Origin of the sequence: Actinomadura napierensis, assembly GCF_039529375.1 — a bacterium.
In the GTDB taxonomy this organism is placed as follows: Bacteria; Actinomycetota; Actinomycetes; order Streptosporangiales; family Streptosporangiaceae; genus Spirillospora; species Spirillospora napierensis.
In genome coordinates this window covers 40,517-57,998 of sequence record NZ_BAAAMR010000032.1, presented here as the reverse complement: position 1 = coordinate 57,998, position 17,482 = coordinate 40,517, and the positions used below count along the sequence as shown (strand labels likewise).

General features: G+C 71.8%; 14 protein-coding genes and 1 pseudogene. 4 read left to right on the top strand and 11 right to left on the bottom strand.

What is annotated here, in order from left to right; translation table 11 throughout:
• Positions 1-26 precede the first annotated feature (26 nt).
• Positions 27-980 carry a sugar phosphate isomerase/epimerase family protein gene (locus tag ABD296_RS19570; RefSeq protein WP_344268726.1) on the top strand — a complete coding sequence of 318 codons (954 nt, stop codon included), beginning with the start codon at positions 27-29 and terminating at the stop codon, positions 978-980.
• A 63-nt stretch (positions 981-1,043) separates the two neighbouring features.
• Here the strand turns inward: ABD296_RS19570 and ABD296_RS19565 are convergent, their stop codons facing one another.
• The 4 genes from ABD296_RS19565 to ABD296_RS19550 form a co-directional block, all read right to left on the bottom strand.
• Positions 1,044-1,793 (bottom strand): alpha/beta fold hydrolase, encoded by a 750-nt coding sequence (locus ABD296_RS19565; protein WP_344268724.1) that lies wholly within the window; start codon positions 1,791-1,793, stop codon positions 1,044-1,046.
• A gap of 3 nt (positions 1,794-1,796) precedes the next feature.
• Positions 1,797-2,735, bottom strand: a complete 939-nt coding sequence (locus ABD296_RS19560) for a sigma-70 family RNA polymerase sigma factor (RefSeq protein WP_344268722.1) — start codon at positions 2,733-2,735, stop codon at positions 1,797-1,799.
• A gap of 90 nt (positions 2,736-2,825) precedes the next feature.
• Positions 2,826-3,542 (bottom strand): hypothetical protein, encoded by a 717-nt coding sequence (locus ABD296_RS19555; protein WP_344268718.1) that lies wholly within the window; start codon positions 3,540-3,542, stop codon positions 2,826-2,828.
• A gap of 48 nt (positions 3,543-3,590) precedes the next feature.
• Complete coding sequence (locus tag ABD296_RS19550) at positions 3,591-5,429, bottom strand: FtsX-like permease family protein (protein WP_344268715.1); 1,839 nt, start codon at positions 5,427-5,429, stop codon at positions 3,591-3,593.
• A gap of 265 nt (positions 5,430-5,694) precedes the next feature.
• On the opposite strand from ABD296_RS19550, the gene ABD296_RS19545 reads away from it, so the two are divergent.
• The gene (locus ABD296_RS19545; RefSeq protein ID WP_344268712.1) at positions 5,695-6,609 is read left to right on the top strand and encodes a hypothetical protein; all 915 of its coding nucleotides are present in this window, start codon (positions 5,695-5,697) and stop codon (positions 6,607-6,609) included.
• 128 nt (positions 6,610-6,737) lie between these two features.
• Here ABD296_RS19545 and ABD296_RS19540 read toward each other — a convergent pair whose 3' ends face one another.
• From ABD296_RS19540 to ABD296_RS19530, 3 genes are all read right to left on the bottom strand, one after another.
• Complete coding sequence (locus ABD296_RS19540; RefSeq protein ID WP_344268709.1) at positions 6,738-8,312, bottom strand: hypothetical protein; 1,575 nt, start codon at positions 8,310-8,312, stop codon at positions 6,738-6,740.
• Positions 8,313-8,405: 93 nt separating this feature from the next.
• On the bottom strand, positions 8,406-8,753 hold the full coding sequence (locus ABD296_RS19535) for a hypothetical protein (protein ID WP_344268706.1): 348 nt from the start codon (positions 8,751-8,753) through the stop codon (positions 8,406-8,408).
• 78 nt (positions 8,754-8,831) lie between these two features.
• Positions 8,832-9,803: a helix-turn-helix transcriptional regulator gene (locus ABD296_RS19530; RefSeq protein ID WP_344268703.1), complete on the bottom strand. Its 972-nt coding sequence runs from the start codon at positions 9,801-9,803 to the stop codon at positions 8,832-8,834.
• A gap of 129 nt (positions 9,804-9,932) precedes the next feature.
• On the opposite strand from ABD296_RS19530, the pseudogene ABD296_RS19525 reads away from it, so the two are divergent.
• Positions 9,933-10,325: pseudogene (locus ABD296_RS19525) on the top strand (RidA family protein); the annotation flags it as partial.
• A gap of 4 nt (positions 10,326-10,329) precedes the next feature.
• Here ABD296_RS19525 and ABD296_RS19520 read toward each other — a convergent pair.
• From ABD296_RS19520 to ABD296_RS19505, 4 genes are all read right to left on the bottom strand, one after another.
• Positions 10,330-11,469, bottom strand: a complete 1,140-nt coding sequence (locus tag ABD296_RS19520; RefSeq protein ID WP_344268700.1) for a helix-turn-helix domain-containing protein — start codon at positions 11,467-11,469, stop codon at positions 10,330-10,332.
• A 55-nt stretch (positions 11,470-11,524) separates the two neighbouring features.
• Complete coding sequence (locus ABD296_RS19515; protein WP_344268697.1) at positions 11,525-12,730, bottom strand: YncE family protein; 1,206 nt, start codon at positions 12,728-12,730, stop codon at positions 11,525-11,527.
• Between the two features lie 199 nt (positions 12,731-12,929).
• Positions 12,930-14,528 carry a TROVE domain-containing protein gene (locus tag ABD296_RS19510; protein WP_344268694.1) on the bottom strand — a complete coding sequence of 533 codons (1,599 nt, stop codon included), beginning with the start codon at positions 14,526-14,528 and terminating at the stop codon, positions 12,930-12,932.
• A 434-nt stretch (positions 14,529-14,962) separates the two neighbouring features.
• Positions 14,963-15,622 (bottom strand): cutinase family protein, encoded by a 660-nt coding sequence (locus ABD296_RS19505; RefSeq protein ID WP_344268691.1) that lies wholly within the window; start codon positions 15,620-15,622, stop codon positions 14,963-14,965.
• Positions 15,623-15,879: 257 nt separating this feature from the next.
• On the opposite strand from ABD296_RS19505, the gene ABD296_RS19500 reads away from it, so the two are divergent.
• Complete coding sequence (locus ABD296_RS19500) at positions 15,880-17,397, top strand: alpha/beta hydrolase domain-containing protein (RefSeq protein ID WP_344268688.1); 1,518 nt, start codon at positions 15,880-15,882, stop codon at positions 17,395-17,397.
• Positions 17,398-17,482 lie beyond the last annotated feature (85 nt).

Here is a 17,482-nt window from a genome sequence, read left to right as displayed (position 1 = left end):
CGACGACCAACGGTGAGGTGACCACCATGAAGCTGGGACTGCTGACGGCCGCGCTCGGCCAGATGCCGCTGGATCAGATCGCCGCCTGGGCTCCACAGGCCGGATACCGGGCATTGGAAGTGGCGGCCTGGCCGGTCGACAGCCGGCACGTCCACCAGGCCGCCCACCTGGGCGTGGCCGGCTTCACCGCCGTGGACGCCGCCCGCGTGAACGAGCTCATGGACTCCCACGGCCTGAGCATCAGCGCGGTGACCTACTGCGCCAACAACCTCCACCACGACCCGGCCGAACGCGACCGCATCCACCGGCACCTGCGTGCCTGCATCGACACCGCCGCGAGCCTGGGCGTCGGCAAGGTCACCACCTTCATCGGCCGCGACATCACCCTTCCGGTCGCCGACAACCTCAAGCAGGCCGAACGACACCTGCCCCCACTGGCCCGGTACGCGGCCGACCGGGGCGTGCGGCTGCTGGCCGAGAACTGCCCGATGGAAGGCTGGCATCCCGACGGCTACCCCGCCAACCTGGCCTATTCGCCCGAACTGTGGGACTGGATGGCCACCCTGGGCTTCGGCCTCACCTACGACCCTTCCCACCTGCCCTGGCTCGGCATCGACCCCCTCGACGCCCTCCGCCACGCCCTGGACACGGGCATCGTCGGCCACGTCCAGGCGAAGGACATCCAGATCGACCAGCGCGCCCGCACCCGCTACGGCGTCTTCGGCAAGACCGCCACCCGCACGTGCCCCACCGACGTCGGCTGGTGGCGCTACCGCGTCCCTGGCTGCGGACACCTGGACTGGAACCAGATCATCGACACCCTCTACGCCGCCGGATACACCGGCGACATCGCCGTCGAACACGAAGATCCCGTCTGGGGCGGCACCCTCGACCGGACCCTGCACGGTATGCGGATCGCCGCCCGCACCCTCCAACCTCTGATCATCACCCAGCCCGCGGCACCTGGGCGGGAGCGGTGAGCGGAGCGCCGGCCAGGCCAGTGCCGTGGGGAGGGGTTTGAAGCCTGAGGCAGGAAGCACCCTCTAGCTGTGGCCTGCTCGGGAGATGGGCATGTAGGTCGGGGCGGGATCGGTGGTCAGGAACGTCCGGACCATGGCACGCACCGTTTCGGGGTGCTCCATCAGCAGCAGGTGGCTGGCGTTCGGCAGGACGGCCAGTTCGGAGGTGGGCAGCGCCCGGTAGAGCGCCACCGTGTGGTCGAGCGTGACCAGGTCGTCATCGCCGGCCAGGACCAGGGTGCGGGCCGTCACCGCGCGCAGGTCGGACGGGTCCGGGGCCGGCTCGGTCGCGGCCGCGTCCACGATCTTGCGGAGGACGGCCGGGAAGTGGTCGCGGCCGTCCGGGGAGACCTCGGCGTAGGCGGCGACGATCTCGGCGGGCATCGGCCCCTCGGCGGACGGTTTGAAGATCATTCCGTCCAGATCGTAGGCCGTGCTGATCAGGACGAGGCGTTCGACCAGGTCAGGGCGGAGCATGGCGGTGCGAAGCGCCACGCTGCCGCCGGCGCTGTAGCCGACCAGCCGGGCCGGGCCGCCGACCACCCGGTCCAGGAACGCAATCGTGTCGCGCGCCATGACGTCGATGGTGATCGGGCCGGGGGCGTCGGGCGTGCGGCCGTGGCCGCGCCGGTCGGGCAGGTGGACGCGGAAGGTGTCGGCGAGGCCGTCGAGGTTGCCGGTGAAGCAGCGGCCGTCGGTCAGCCCGCCGTGCAGCAGCACCACCGGGGCGCCCGCGCCGCGCTCGTCATGCCACATGTCAACGATGTCGGTCATGCACTACATACGGGACGGCGGCTCAGGAGTCATCGGCAGTTCGAACATCGGGAACAGCGAAGGGTCGAGATAGGTGGCCATGGCGGCGATCAGCCCGTCCCGGGCATCGAGGACGACCAGGCCGAACGCGCGTCCGTCCCGGTACTGCGCGAAGGCGGCCGAGCCGTTGGCCGCCGTGCGGACCAGCCGGTCGTCGGCACAGACTCCGCCCGCGCCGAGCAGGGCCGTGCGGATCGCCTCCCGGCCGCTGAGCCACCAGGCGAACGGCGGCATCGACATGGTGGCGTCCCGATGGAGCAGCGCCACCAGACCCTCGACGTCGTAGGAGGTGAACGCCTTGACGTACCGGTCGAGCAGGTCCTGATCGATCTCACCGCTCCCGGCCGCCGGGCGCCGGCCGGACAGAGTCGCCCGCGCGCGTTGCAGGGCGCTGTTGACCGCTGCCGGGCTGCTGCTGAGCAGTGCGGCCGTCTCCTCCGCCGACCAGCTCAGCACCTCGCGCAGGATGAGGACGGCCCGTTGACGCGGCGGCAGCGACTGCAAGGCGGCGACGAACGCCAGCCTGATCGTTTCGCCTTGGACGGCGAGCTCGGCCGGGTCGCCGTCGGAGGGCAGCACCAGCCGGTCGGGGACCGGCCGCACGAACGCGCCAGGCTCCAGCGGAGCTCCGAGGGCGCTCCCGGCGGACGCGGCCGGGCCGAGGTCCATCGCAAGCGCGCGCCGCTGGACGCTGCGGGCCATGTCGAGGCAGACGTTGGTGGCGATCCGGTACAGCCAGGTGCGCAGGCGAGCCCTGCCCTCATCGAACCGGTCGGCGTTCTTCCAGGCCCGCACGAACGTTTCCTGAACGGCGTCCTCGGCCTCGGCGGCGCAGCCGAGCATCCGGTAGCAGTAGGCGGTCAACTCGACCCGGTACGCTTCCAGCCGATCCTCGAATCCCACGCCGCCACCCTCAAGCCTGTTTCCAAGTTGACCCGAGCCATTCGTTGATTGCGGCGATGCCGCCAGATCAACAAAATACTGGAAGCTCACCTAGGACCAGGTGATCGCACCGAGGTCGTAGTGTTTGTTGAAGTCCGGTGACGGGTCCTGTTCGAACTGGATCTCTTTGCCGTACGGCGGACCTTCGTACCGCACCTGCGTCATGGGACGGGAACGCGATGACACGGCGAGCAGGCAGGTCTTCCACTCGGCGCCTTTGCGATCGAACTCGTCGAAATCGGGTGGGTACCCTTCCCGGCAGCCCGGCAGCCGCATCTCGCCGGACACGGTGACGGCAGGCCCCCATTCGCCGAACTCGCCGGTAAAGCGCGGCGTGCCCGGCGAGAAGGGATTGCCACTCTCGTTGGTGACGATGATCCTTGCGTGGTACGCGGTGTGGCGTTTCAGTATCGCCCTGCTGTCCTCGTCGAAGTTGCCTTGGACCTTCGAACCCGGGGTCGTCCGGATGCGCTGCACCACGATGCCCAGCACACCCTCGACGTAGGTCTTCTGCTGGGGGTAATAGTCGCGGACGGGCACGATCGCCTTCTCGCCGAACCGCAGTCGCGTACCAGGCCGGGTCATTTCATCGGTCAGGTGGATCGGTTCGGTCGGAATCGCGGTCGTCCCGGGCATCGGCGCCGACGTGGCGGGCGATGGCGCCGGCGACGCGGTCGTGGCGGGAGCCGCCGACGGTGCGGAGGCCCCGCCCCCGGAACAGCCCGCCAGCATCAGGCAGGTGATCAAGGCCAAGGCATGGCTGCGCATAGGCGGAGTATCCCGGAATCCCGCCGGGACCGGTCCTGGCGGCCGGAATCATGCGCGTTCGGCTCGGAGATGGGCGGTCACCGAACGACGGCCGCCGAGGTGGGCGGGAATGGCGGTGAGTGCTGCCACCATGACCACTGTGGCCGCCACCAGGGCGAACGTCTGCCATGGTGAGGGGGACGTGGCCTTGGTGCTGTCGCCACCGGTGATGACATTAATGGTCTGGAACAGGGCGAAGCCGCCCGGGAAGACGCCCAGGACGGCGCCGGTGAGCGCCGGCAGCACCTGCGCGGCCGCCAGTGCCGTCGTCACCTCCACGGGAGTCGCGCCGAGCGCACGCGTCAGCGCCGAGGAATGCCGGTTGTCGAGCACCGTCGCCCAGGTGATGACGACGGCGTTGATCGCCGCGAGGCAGAGCAGGATGATCGACCAGGCGAGCAGCACGTGGCGCAACGTCCCGACTTGGGCTCGGTCGTATCCGCCCTCGCCCGGCTGGGTCGCGAGGAAGGCGTTGAGGATCAGCAGGACGTAGATGCCGCTGACGGTGATCGCGATGCTGGCGGCCGCCAGCGCGACACGCCGCGGCCGGCGGCCGGTGACCCGCAGGGCGAGCAGCAGCGGCACGGGCAGCCGTGCCGACAGCGCGATCAGCCATCCCAGGCGGCGGGGCGGGCGCGGCGCGTCCGCCAGCGCCTGGACGGTGCTGGAGCGGGCCGCCCGCACGGCCGGGACGGCGGTCGTGACGACCGCGACGAGCAGGGCCGCGCCGAGCACCAGACCGACGGTGGACGCGGTCGGCGACGGTGTGCCCGCGCCGCCGACCAGCCCGGCGCTCGACCCGGCGAGCAGCGGAGCGGTCAGCGAGCCGATCGTCAATCCGGCCGCGGCCGCGATGACGGCCACGCCGAGGTATTCGGCGAGCAGCACCGCGGCGACCAGGGCCGGGGTGCCGCCGACGGCTTTCAGGAGCCCGACGCGTCTGGTCTGGTCGGCCATCCGGCCGCCGACCAGCACCGACAGGCTCGCCACGGCGAGCAGGGCGAGCAGCCAGGCGCCGAGCAGCAGCAGGATCTGGGAGTCCCGGGCCAGCTCGGTGGCGTCGCTCTGGATGTTCTGCCAGGTCTGCATGGGCAGGGGGTGGCCGCGGTCGCCCTGCCCGGTGTCGACGAACGCCTGGGCCTTGGCCGGATCGGCGAGTTTCAGGTTCAGCACGTAGGCCAGGGAGGCCGGATCCGATGCGAGGTCGCGGACGTCGGCCTGAGTGAGCCAGACCAGCCCGGGGTTGTGCAGCAACCCCGCCGGCACCTTGCCGTCGTCGCTGACCGCTCCGTTCACGCACCCGGAGGCGACGATGCAGGACGACCCCGGATAGGGCGCCGTGGCGGCGGTGACCGCGACGCCGACGACCTCGAACGCCCTGCCTTCCAGGGTGACCGTGTCGCCGACCCGCACGCCGACCGCGTTGGCGTACGCGGCTTCGACCACCACGCCGCCGTCGCTGACCCAGCGGCCCTGGACCACTTTGGGCTGGTCGACCGAGACCGACGCGGCGTCGCGCCCCACGGCCTGCACGTCCGAGGTCTTGCCGCCGGTCTGAAGTTTCGCCGCGGTGACCGGGTACGGCCCGCTGTGGTCGGTGACGCCGGCCTTGCTCACCAGGTTCTCGAGGCGGTCGAGCCCGGCGGACCGGCTGTTGGCGACCACGTCGGGTCCGTTGGTGGCTTCGCGCGTGCTCTGGTACGGGTCGCTGGCCGCGTCGCGCAGGACCAGCGCAAGTGTCAGGGTCGTGGTGGCCGCCATCACGGCCAGCAGCAGCAGAACGGCCTCGGTGCGGCGCCGCCGCAGGTCACGCAGGGCGAGGCGGCTTACGAGCAGGATGCGGCCCATCGCGTTCAGCACTCCGTTCCGAGGAAGGCGCCGAGCTGCCCGGTGGTGCCGCCGGTGGTCTGCTGTGGCTCGCGCAGCGTCTCGAAGGCTCCTTGACCAGCATCACTTCCTGCCGCACGGCGTTCCTAGATAACCGTTAGCTCACCATATAACGGTTATCCCCCACCAGGTCCAGCTCGACAAGAAGCGCATGAGCGGGCCGACGGTTCGATCGGTGGTTAGGCTTCCGGCAAAGGTGAGGTTTCGCCAGCGGACGGGAGCGTTCATGGACGTGCCGAGTGGAATCGACCGCAGGGCGCTCGCCCGCCACATCGCCGCCGACGTCGACCGGGCGGCGCCGCTGCTCGCGCGGATACTGCTCGTCCGCGCGGTCTCGGACATCCGCCACCACCGCGGCGGCCATGCCCTCTGGGTGGCGAAGGACATGGCCGCCGACTGCGGCGCGGAACTCAAGGCGGCCGGGGCGGCCACACGGGAACTGGCCCGCGCTCTGGTCCCCGGCCACGACCCCGACCGCGATCTCACCCCCGCGATCGACGCGACCCGGCAGTTGAGCCACGCCATCAGCAGCGAGGACGCCGCATACGCCAGATACTCGATGGCCACCGACCCCGACATCTCCATCGACAAGAACCGGGCGGGTGAGCTGGGCAACCAGTGGGACGAGCACAGGGGGCACCTCCGCGAGGCCCGCCATGCGGTTCCCGCAGGCCTGGGCAGCGGCAAGACCGGCTCGGTGCTGCTGGACCGCGCCCTCGACCGCGTCTTCAAACGGGGCATGTACTACCAGGCCCGCTACTACCTGTTCAGCGGGCAGCCCGAATGCCAGTGGCGCCGCCGCGTCGCCGGCGTCCTGCACGCCGCCGCGTGCGCCAAGCTGGACCGTGGCAACGAGGTTGCCATCGGCGACCTGGCCGTCAACATCCGCGACGGACGCCGCGCCCTCGACCGCACGGCACCGAGCGCATGGGCGCAGCAGGCAGTGAGCCGCCTCGAAGCGATCGCGACTCCGGTGTTCGCCCAGCAGGAGCCGCTCACGCCCCGCAAGGCCACCGCGATCCGGCTGCTGGCCCTGTGCCTGGCCCGCGAGGCGGAGGCCGCCCGCGCGCCTGCCGCCGGCGACCCGTTCCGGGGCATCGCCGTCGGCATCACCCTGCTGGAACGCGACACCATCGACTAGAGACGCGACCCGCAACAACCCTGGGGCATGAGGTGATCGCGGGCGTGGGCATCGTGTTGATGGCCTCGGTCGCCGGTCTCAGATGAACAGGTGGCCTGGGGAGTTCCAGGGGCGCTACTGGGACGCGGTCATTGGGTGAGCCGGTAGACGCGGACGACATGGTCGCGGGTTCCGTAGACCTGCTGCCAGCGTGGTCCCGTCCAGGTCGGATCGGCCAGCATGGGCTGAGCGGCCCTGCGGCAGACCGCGCATAGCCGTCCGCTGTCGGTGTCGTACAGCACGAGAAGGTCTCCTGGCCGCGGCCCTTCGGATTCTGGACGGACGGCGCGGATTCGGGTCGACCAGGCCCGCCCGCCCCAGGCGCCGTCCTGGTAAACGCGGAGCAGCTTGCCGGTACGAGGATCGGCCCACACGCGGGAGCCGGGGCTGTCGTGATCATGCATCCAGGACCGCAGCGACTCCATCTGGGTGCCGCCGCCCGCCCGGGTCGACGGTGCCTCCCACCAGGAGCGGGCGGCGGTGACGCAGGTGATCAGGGCGGCGGCCAGCACCAGTCCAGCCGGCAGGACGAGCCGCAACCGTGCCCGATCGGGGAGACGGCCGGCCAAGAACACCGCGCCGAGCCAGAGCAGCCCCAGCCCGCCCAGCACGAACTCGGGAAAGATGGGGAACCAGTACCGGATCAGCTGCAGCCGCAGTTTGGGGGCGCTGGGGTTGAGGACGCCGCCGAGCAGGGTGAGCGGCAGCCACAGCAGCGCGCAGCAGGCAACGGGGACCGCCATCCGGCGCGGACGGAGCAGCCCTCCCAGCAGGGTCAGGCCGAGTAGTGCGACAAGAAGCCCGCCGTCCGGATACGTCTGCAGGGTCTTGGGCAGCCGCAGCACGTACAGCATCCGTGGCTTGTCGCGGTAGGTCGTGGCGATGTCGGGCGCCGACGGCCGCTGGCCGTGTCCGGTGATCGCCAGCACCCGCGCCAGCGGGTCGCCGTAAAGCCGCCAGCACAGCAGGAGTTCGGCGGCCCCGATCACCACGATGGGGACCAACACCCAGACCATCCCGGCCAGCCGCGCCCTGCGATACAGCAGCACCAGGACGACCGGCCACATGAAGACCACGAACTCGCGGGCCAGGTAGGACCAGCCGAGCAACGCTCCCACCGTGAGCAGCAGCGCTCTGCCGGGCGGGTCCGGCCGGCGGGCGGCGGACACCGCCAGAGCCGCCGCACAGGTGAACAGGCCGGCCGCGAGGACGTCGGGCAGCAGGTCCGTGGAGTCGGCGAAGACCGGGGTCGCCGCGACCACGACCAGGGCGCCGGCCGTCCCCACCGACCGCGCGAACAGTGCCGTGCCCAGCGCGTACGTGCCAAGGAGCAGGGTCAGCGTGGCCAGCACCGGCACGGTCGCGTAGGCGGCCTGCGAGTACCCGAACACGGCGATGGCCAGGCGAGCGGGAATGATCAGCCCGAACCGGGTCACCTGGTGCATCTCCGTCGTGACCTCGACCGGCTTCGGGAACCGCGCCGCGGCCTCCAGGTAATTGAGCTGGTCGGACGGGACGGGAGTACGCAGATGGGTCAGCAGGACCACGAGCCAGGCGAGCACGAGCCCACCCGGCAGCAGCCGCGCCGAAACCGCCCGGCGGCGAGCCGCCGGGGCTGACGGGGCCGCGCCCTGAGCGGCGGCGGCACTCAGGCCCGCGGACATGGCGAGAATCTCCCAGGTCCCGCCGGTACCCGGGCGTCAGCCCGATGGCCAACGGATGAACTCCTGAAAACCGCCCAAATGCGGGGTTCAGGTCTACTCGCTCCTCGGCAGGTCGCCGCGCGCCTTCATTTCGTCCAGGGCCTCGTCGGCGGCTACGACCTCCCGGTGATACTGCCGATGCACCTTGTACGTGCGGTCGACCTCGATCCGGTGGTAAAGCCCGGTCGGCTTGCCGAAGCGGAAGTCCCGCGGGAGGCGCTGTGCGCCGTCGCCGCCCACGATCAAGATGGCGCGGTCGGTCACCACGAACGTCGCCAGCGGCACGGTGAAGATCCACCAACCGGTCTGCGTGAGGAATCCCGTCTGAATCCGCTCACCCGGCTCCAAGTACGGCGCGGCCCGTTTGGCGATCAGTTCGACTCGTCGTTCCTGGTAGCCCATGACTTCCCTTCAGAGCCGGACGTGCCTGCATGGTAGGGCAGCCCGCGCGCCTGCCGGCCCGCCTCTGCACGGACGGCACTACGGCGGTTCATAGCGTGCGGCGATCGCGGCGGCGCGGTCGCGCAGGGAGGTGCGCAACCACTGCGGGGTCAGGGCCTCCGCGTCCGTGCCGAGCTGCCACAGCGCCCATTCGGCGTGCCTCGAATCTTGGAAGGTCACGCTCAGCCGCAGCCGGCCGTCCGAACCGGCTTCTTCGGCGCGGACGGCCAGCGCGGTGTCGAGCAGCTCCTCCTGCCGCGCCGGGTTCAGCCGCACCAGCACGGTGACCTGGTCGCCGCCGGCCCGGAACCGTGTGCTGCGTTCCTGCCAGGCCCGGTCCAGATCGATCCGGTCCGGTCGCTCCGCGGGTTCGTCGAGCTCCTCGGCGGCCAGGATGCGGGACAGCCGGTAGGTGCGGTCCGCGCCGGACCTCGTGGCCAGCAGGTAGCCCCGGTCGCGTACGGTGACCAGGCCGATCGGGTCCACCGTGCGCCACTGCGGCGGCCGGCCCGCGGCCGTGTAGTGGATGCGCAGCTTGTGTCCGGCGAAGACCGCGCGCCGGACCTCGGCCACGATGGTGCCGGGCACCTCCTCGTCGGCCACGCGGCGCGACAGGAGGTCGATCTCCGGGTCGATGAGCAGCCGCTCGGCGGCGCCGGCCGCGATGTCCCGATGGCTTTCGGGCAGCGCGTCGACCACCTTGAGCATGGCGGAGGCGAGCGCCGAGCCGAGGCCGAACGCCTGCGCGCCGCGCCGCGATCCGGCGATCAGCAGGGCGAGGGCCTCGTCGTGGTTCAGTCCGGTGAGCTCGGTGTGGAAACCGGGCAGCAACGCGAACCCGCCGTGCCGGCCGCGTTCGGCGTAGACCGGGACGCCGGCCGCGGACAGCGCCTCGATGTCGCGCAGCACGGTACGGGTGGACACTTCCAGCTCGCGGGCCAGCGTGGCCGCGGACAGCCGCCCGCGCCGGCGCAGCAGGAGCACCAGGGAGACCAACCGGTCGGCGCGCATACGCGGACCTTAGCGATATATACGACAGAGGGTGTCGTGATTCGTTGCGAGGCTTTCTCCATGGCGTCCAAGGCGGCTACCGAGCCGATGGACGTACGCCTCGACGAATCGAATGGAGCCGATGTGGTCATGGAACGAACGGCGGTCAACCCGTGGACGTGGTCGGTGGAGATGGGCTACAACCAGGGCGAGATCGTCTCCGGGCACGCCCGGACCCTGTACTGCGCCGGGCAGACCGCGATGAGCGGCGACGGCAGGCCGCAGCACGCCGGTGACATGGCGGCACAGCTGGCGCTGAGCCTCGACAACCTGGAGGCCGTTCTCAGCGAGGGCGGCATGTTTCTTGCAGACCTCGTCCGGCTCAACGTCTACACCACCGACGTCGATCTGCTTTTCCAGCACTACGGCGTCCTGGCGTCGCGGCTGGGAGCCGCCGGGGCGGCGCCGGCCACCACGATGCTCGGGGTGACACGGCTGGCGATCCCCACCCTGATGGTCGAACTCGAGGGAACCGCCGTCGCGCCCCTCAGCCCCTCTCCGGACGCCGCCCGGCCGGCGGGGCCAGCCAGGTCTGGAGGGCCCAGTGCCAGGTGAGGGCGCGGCCGAGGGTCTCACCGGGCGGGGCCTGGTGGGTGAAGTCGGTGAGGGCGCCGAACCGGCGCAGGCGGTGTTTGACGGTGTTCGGGTGGATGTGCAGGGCGTCGGCGGTGCGGCCCGGGTGCTCGCCGTGGTCGAGGTAGGTGAGGGCCGTCTCGGCCAGGAGGCGGTGGAACTCGTCGGACGGGTCGAGCCGCGCGAGGTGCTCGCGGGCGAGGACGGCGCCGAGGCCAGGGTGGGCGTCGAGGGCGACAGGCATGGCGAGGTCGGTGAGGCGGCGGAGGCCGTCCAGGCCGCGGCGCCGCGCCGAGGCTAGGGCGGCCAGGCAGAGGCGGTAGACGCCCGGGAGGTCGCCGGGCCGTACCGGCGGGCCGGCGACCGCCAGCGGGTCCGTGCGGGCGGGCAGGCGGGTCGTGACGGCGCACCAGTGGCCGTCGACGAGGCCGGAGACGCCGTCGGGCAGGGCCATGGCGGCCTCCGTCCGGCGGGCCTCGCGCGGATCGCCGATGTCGGTGACCAGGCAGTGGTACCGGCGGGTGGCGGACAGGCCGGCGTCGGCGGCGCGGGCGGGGCCGCCGCCGAGCAGCTCGCGCAGGGCTTGGACGCGGGCGGCGTGCGCCGACTGGGCGAGGCTCAGCTCGGACTCGCGGTAGGCGTGGATCAGCCGGTTCTGCAGGCCGTTGGCGTAGCGGTCCAGCTCCATGATCTCCCCGATCATGGAGTCGAGGGACACCCCGGCCGCGCGGGCCTCCTGCATCAGGCGCGTCAGCACGTACGAGCGGGCCGCCTGGAAGCCGTCGAGCAGGGCGGCCAGCGGGACGCCCTGCAGCGCGCGGTCGGTGGCCAGCCGGTCGGCGGCCCGGGTGTCCTCCTCGCTGAGCCCGGACATGTCGATGAACGCGGCGGACACGACGGCGAGCAGCGCGGCGATGTGCCGCCGCACCTCCTGCACCGGCAGGCCCGCGATCGGCGGGGACTCCGACCGGGCGGCCTCGACGACGGCGTCGAGCAGCCCGGGGTCGGCGCGCATGCGTTCCATGAGCCGGCGGAGCACCGTGCGTTCCGACATGTCCTCTCCCGCGTGGGGCGCCGCGAGGATCCCGCGACGCCCCAGTCTGCCCGGTTCAGCCCGCGGGCGTCAGCGCCGCGACGGCCTCCGGGGCCGCCAGGCCGGTGCGCTCGCGCTGCGGGAAGACGCCCACGGGCACCCGGGCGACCTCCTTCGCCGTCGCGTAGTCGATGACCGAGACGGCGTTGGCCTTGCTGAGGGAGACGAAGCAGCGGGTCCCGTCCGCACTGGTCGTCCCCCAGTACGGGAGGCTGTTCACCGGGTAGTTGAAGATGCCCTTGGTGGACAGGTCCGAGGTGTTGACGATGGCCGTGTAGTCGTCGATGGTGCCGACGTCGCACAGCCGCCGCCCGTCGCCGGACAGCGCGAGGCCGTGGTGCGCGGAGTTCTGCGGGTAGTCGTCCGGGCTCAGCGCCTTGCCGTGGTCGCTGTAGGGCATGGTGACCGTGTTGACGATCTTCCCCTGGTTCAGGTCGTACTTGATGAAGCCGTTGAGGTAGGACTGCTGGGCGTAGAAGGTGTTGCCGTCGGGGGCGACCAGGTTCGGCCGGATGCCGTGCGGGAACTTCCACGTCTTGACGACCTGGAGCGTGTTCGCGTCGACCTTCTCCAGCAGGAAGTCGCCCTTCAGCAGTTCGAGCGACTTCGGCAGCGACGTGATCCCGATGCTGGTGTTGTAGATGTAGCGGCCGTCCGCGGTGAAGTCGTTCTGGTGCGGATAGGTCCCGGTGCCGAACTTGCCGGTGACCGCGCCGGTCCTCGGGTCGAGCACCTCGGCGACCTGCGCGGTCGTCGCCGAGATGACGTACTTCGTGCCGTCCGGCGACAGGGCGGCGTGGTCGGCGTGGAAGCCGTCCAGCCGGGTGTGCCACAGCTCCCGGCCGGTGGCCACGTCGAAGGCCGCGGCGTCGTCGAGGTTGCCGCGCGAGACGTACAGGGTGCGGCCGTCGGCGGCCAGCTGGACGTCGTCGACGAACCGGTCGCCGCCCTCGATCTGCTTGACGGTCTCGTATCCGGCGCGCTGGACGAGCGTCATCTCCGCGAGGCGCTGCTGCAGGTCGGGGATGACGTTGAACGATCCGAGATTCTGGTAGGTGCGGCCGTCGACGAAGCTCACGCTTCCCGACTGGCTGTTGCCCACCAGCAGCACGTCGCGCATCGCCGCGGCGTCCGCGGGCGCGGCGGCCGCTCCCACCGGGACGGCCAGGGCCGCGGCCGTTCCCGCGCAGGCCACCAGGGCCTTCAGTCTTCTGCTGGACATGACGTCTCCTCCGGAAGTCGCCTCCGTCAGAACGGGTAGCGTCAAGTGTGAGGAGCCCGGCGGGCGCGGCAAAGGTCGCGGGAGCCAACGTGCGGGCGTCCGGATGTCGGGAGCCGACAACCGGCGCGCGGGAATCGGCGGACGCGCCGCGCCGGCGGCCCGCACCCGGGTCAGGGGTACGGGCCGACGGCGAACCGCGTCAGTTCTGCCAGGGCCAGCCTGCCGCCGCGGTACGGCGGGCCTCGATCAGCGGGACGAGGCGGAACGCGGCGTCGGAGAGGCCCCCGAAGGTGTGCCGGTTGCCGGTGCCGGACGGCCCGTGCCCGTACCGGTAGCCGGCGAGATTCCAGGTGTAGACCGGAACGCTCTCCGGCACCTGCCCGGCCGGGTGGGCGCCTCGCACGCCGCCCCATGCCTGCTCGTCGGTCACGATGACGACGCGGTCGTGGCCCCGGTAGTTCGCCCGGACCGCCTCGGCGGTATTGGTGCCGCCCATGGAGTGGAACCGCTGGAGCACGGCCAGCAGCGACTCCCCGCGGCGGACCTCGACCGGCCGGTGGCCGGTGCCGAACTCGACCAGGTCGGCCGCGCCGGCGCGCAGCGCGAGCGCGGTCCCGAAGACGGCGGCCGCGTCGGCCCGGTCGAGCCCCGAGCGCTGCGAGACGCGGCCGAACATCGAGCCCGACCGGTCGACCAGGACCAGCGTCCGGCCGCCGAGCGCGGGCACGTTGGCCAGCGAGTGGTTCAGCGCCTGCTCCAGTGGCCACGCCCACCGCAGCGACGGCGCCGCGTTGTAGGCGGCGAGGAACCGGAACGGGAACATCTTCGACCGGCGGATCACCTCCGGGTCGGCGATCCTCTCCGCGACCCGCCGCGCCACCTCGTCCGGCACGCCCGCCTGGTCGAAGTTCCGCAGGTTCCGGACCAGCGCGAACACCCCCATCGACGGGATGATCGCCGTCCAGGCGGCGGCGTCCATCGGGCCCTGCAGCCATCCGGCGAGGGCCTCCCAGGTGATGCCGGCGCGGCGCAGCGTCTCGGGGTCCTCCAGCACCCGGCGGCGCTCGCCGACCGGCATGGACAGCAGCGCGTCGCGCCGCGTCAGGGTCTCCAGCGACGCGGGGATCGGCGCGTCGGGCCGGTAGGGGCGCTTCACCGCGTAGCCGAACAGGTCGTGCTGCCACGGCCCCTGGAAGCGGCCGGCCTGCGCGCTGCCCTTCCGGTCGCCCGGGTGGGTGATGTTGAGGATGTCCGCGAAGCCGATGCCCTTGCCCTCGCTCCCCCACTTGACGTAGTTGAACTCGGTGCCGAGCCGCAGGACGGCGTCGCCGACGCCGCGCTTGACCGGCTTGGGGATCGCTCGGCCGTAGGCGGACATCCAGTAGGCGAGCGCCTCGCCCGGCTCGTCGGCGCGCCGAAGGACGCTCGCGACGAGCTGCCGGTTGCCGCCGTGCAGGCCGGCGCCGAGACGGGCGCGGACCGCCTCCAGCGCGGCCACGACGGGCGCGGACCGCATGCCGGCCTCGGCGCGCAGCCACGGCAGGAAGGCGGCGAGCCACTCGACGTCCTCGACGGCGACCTTGTGCACCAGGGCGCGGAAACGGTCGTCGCGGTCGCCGGACTTCTCATAAAAACTGTCCTCGCCGACCATGTTCGAGACGGCGAGAAGGAAAAGCTCCGACTTGGCGTCGCGGGCGTGCCCGGGTGCGCCCTCGTGCGTGCGGCCGGTCGGGATCCGCTCGGACGCCACAGGGCTCGACGCCGCGGCGCGGGCGCCGCGAACATTGAACTTCGCCATGAAGGAGCCTCCTTCCAGAACGGGAGGAGACGCTCGTCTCGCGGGGATGCCCGAGGTCGGAAGACCGGCGACGGTCCGACGCGTCCATTGCTCTGCCATTCTGAGCTACGCCGTCCCGAAGACGACGACGGGATTCGAACCCGCGACCCATGGATCCCAAAGGAAGTAACCGTTGCCTGCGCACCGGGCTCCCGCGAGGAGCGCGCTCCTCCCGAGGTCAAAGCGGCGTACGGGGATCGCCCGGCCGAATCGGGCCACAGGGGCGCCATGCGTCCCCGCAAGGAGTCGAACCTGAAGTATCCGTCCGCCTGCGCACCGGGAGGTGCGTTTCAGTTGTGTTCGCAAATCGCGCCGGCGCGATCTGGTGTACTGCGGCGAACATACCTCGCGGATCGCCGCCCGCGCATTTCATTAAATGCGCGGGCGGCGATGGGTCAGCCGTTGATCCTGGCGGCGGCGAATTGGGCGCCCTGGGGGACGGTGCCGTTCGTCGCGTAGGTGAGGTGGGCGGTGATGTCGACGCCGTTCGCGCAGACCGGGTCGCCGGTGTTGCAGAATTCCTTGGCCTTCGGGCCGTAGAGGGAGCTGGCGCTGTTGATCGTCTGGCCATAGAGGCGCAGCGGGTTGCCGTAGACCACGACGGCCTTGACGCGCGGGGCGAGGTTCGTCGGGATCGTGCCGCCGGTGCCCAGCAGGGTCCGGATGCCGATCGCGATGTCGGTGACGCTGGCGCCCTGCGAGTACCCGCCGAGCACGAACGAGGTGCCGGGGCAGGACGCGGCGACGGACTTGACGTGGTTGCTCATGTCGGTGGCGCCGGGTCCGGCGCTGGTCTGGCCGAGGTCGGCGGCGTAGTTCACCGCGTAGGAGCTCACCGACTTGCCGGGCAGGTCGCCCTTGAGGGCGCTGGCGAACGGCGTCCCGACGATGCCCAGGCCGGGCAGTTCGCCGCTGCCGCGGGCGAAGACGAAGTCGACGTCGGAGCAGGCGGCGGCCGACGCGGGGGCGGCGGCCACCGCTGCCAGGCCTGCGGCGCCCACGGCGCCGGCGAGGGCGACGGCCGCGAGCCGCCGCAGGGAGGGGGTGAGGGACATGCGGGCCTCTTTTCGTGCGCGAACGCGCAGGGTGGGAACGTTTTCCGGGCCCCGACCGATTCGGGGCCGGTCAGCCCCGCAACGTAGGGCGCGGCGGCCTCTCCCGCATCGGCAGAATCGCCGGTCTCGTCGGCGGGCGTCGCCCGAAACCCGCGGGACGCGGCGCCGAGGTCCGGGGGACTGGCGATTTCCCCGATGCCGGGACGGGCTGGGCGGCCGACACTGTGCTTCCCCGACCTGTGCTCCAGGAGGCAACCGTGCGACCACCCCTGCGCTCCCCCCGGCGGGCCATCGCCGCCGTGCTGGGAGCGGTGCTCTTCAGCTCCTTCGTCGGCGCCGCGCCGGCCGCGCACGCCGCGGCGGACGATCCGGCCGTCAGCGTCCCGCCCGCGGGCAGCCACGGATTCCCGTTCCTCGCCGCGGCGGAGGACCTCGGTTCGTTCGGCTACACCGAGAACGAGTACTTCATCTCCGGCACCGCGAAGTCGTACGCCAAGTCCGGCATCTGGGGCTCGGACGGGCGGTGGAACGTGCGCGAGTCCGGCAGCGCCGCGTACAAGACCCGGCTGCTCGTCCGGCGGCCGACCGACCCGGCGAAGTTCAACGGGACCGTCGTCGTCGAATGGCTCAACGTCAGCGGGCAGCTGGAGCTGTCGCCCGACTACTGGTTCGAGCGCGACGAGCTGCTGCGCGAGGGGTACGCGTGGGTCGGCGTCTCGGCGCAGGCGGTCGGCGTCAACGGCGGGCTCGGCGAGATCCACGGCCTCAAGGGCTGGGACCCGGCGCGGTACGGCACGCTCGTCCATCCGGGCGACGCCTACTCCTACGACATCTTCTCGCAGGCCGGGCAGGCGCTGCGCTCCCCGGACGGGCCGGACCCGCTCGGCGGGTTGAAGATCAAGACGCTGCTCGCGGACGGCGAGTCGCAGTCGGCCGGGTTCATGACGACCTACGCCGACGCCGTGCAGCCGGTGGCGCAGGTCTACGACGGCCTCATGATCCACAGCAACAGCGCGGTCGGCTCGCCGATCAGCGGGCAGCTGGCGGACACGCTGTCGATGCCGAACCCGTCGAGGATCCGGACGGACCTGAAGGTGCCGACGTTCGTCGTGCTCACCGAGACCGACGTGCCGCTGGCGTCGGTGGCGCGGCAGCCGGACACGGACAGCGTCGTGCACTGGGAGCTGGCGGGCACGTCCCACGGCGACCAGTGGGCCTACGACCTGGGCGATCCGACGCTGAAGAAGTCGGCGGGGTCGGCGGCGCCGCAGGCGGACTGCTCGGCCGGGTCAGCGCCGTTCAACGACGGTCCCGGCCACTACTCGATGAACGCGGCGCTGCGCCATCTGGCGTCGTGGGCGCGGGGCGGGGCGCGTCCGCCGAGCGGCGCGCCGCTGAACACGGTGCTGCGGGACCCGCGCACGGGCCTCGCCGCCGGCGGCGTCCGGCTGCCGGACGTCACGGTGCCGACGCGCACGCTCACCGGCCTGCGGAACATCGGCCTCGACGACGGGGTGTTCTGCGGCCTCTACGGCGCCCGCGACCCCTGGAACGGCGACAAGGACGGGTGGGACCGCCATGACTCCGGCGACCCGTCCGACCCGTCGTTCCCGCCGACCGCCGAGCCGGTGCTGAGCCGGCTCTACCCGACGCACGCCGGGTACGTGAGCAAGGTCCAGGCGGCCGCGCAGCAATCCGTCGACGGCGGATACCTGCTGCCCGAGGACGCCGCGGCGATCGTCAAGGCCGCGCAGGACTCCGGCATCGGCGGCTGACCTCGAAGGACGGCGCGGCCGGCGGGCGCCCGGAGACCGGAGGCCCCGCCGGCCGCGCGAACCATGTGACGCGGGGCGTTGACGG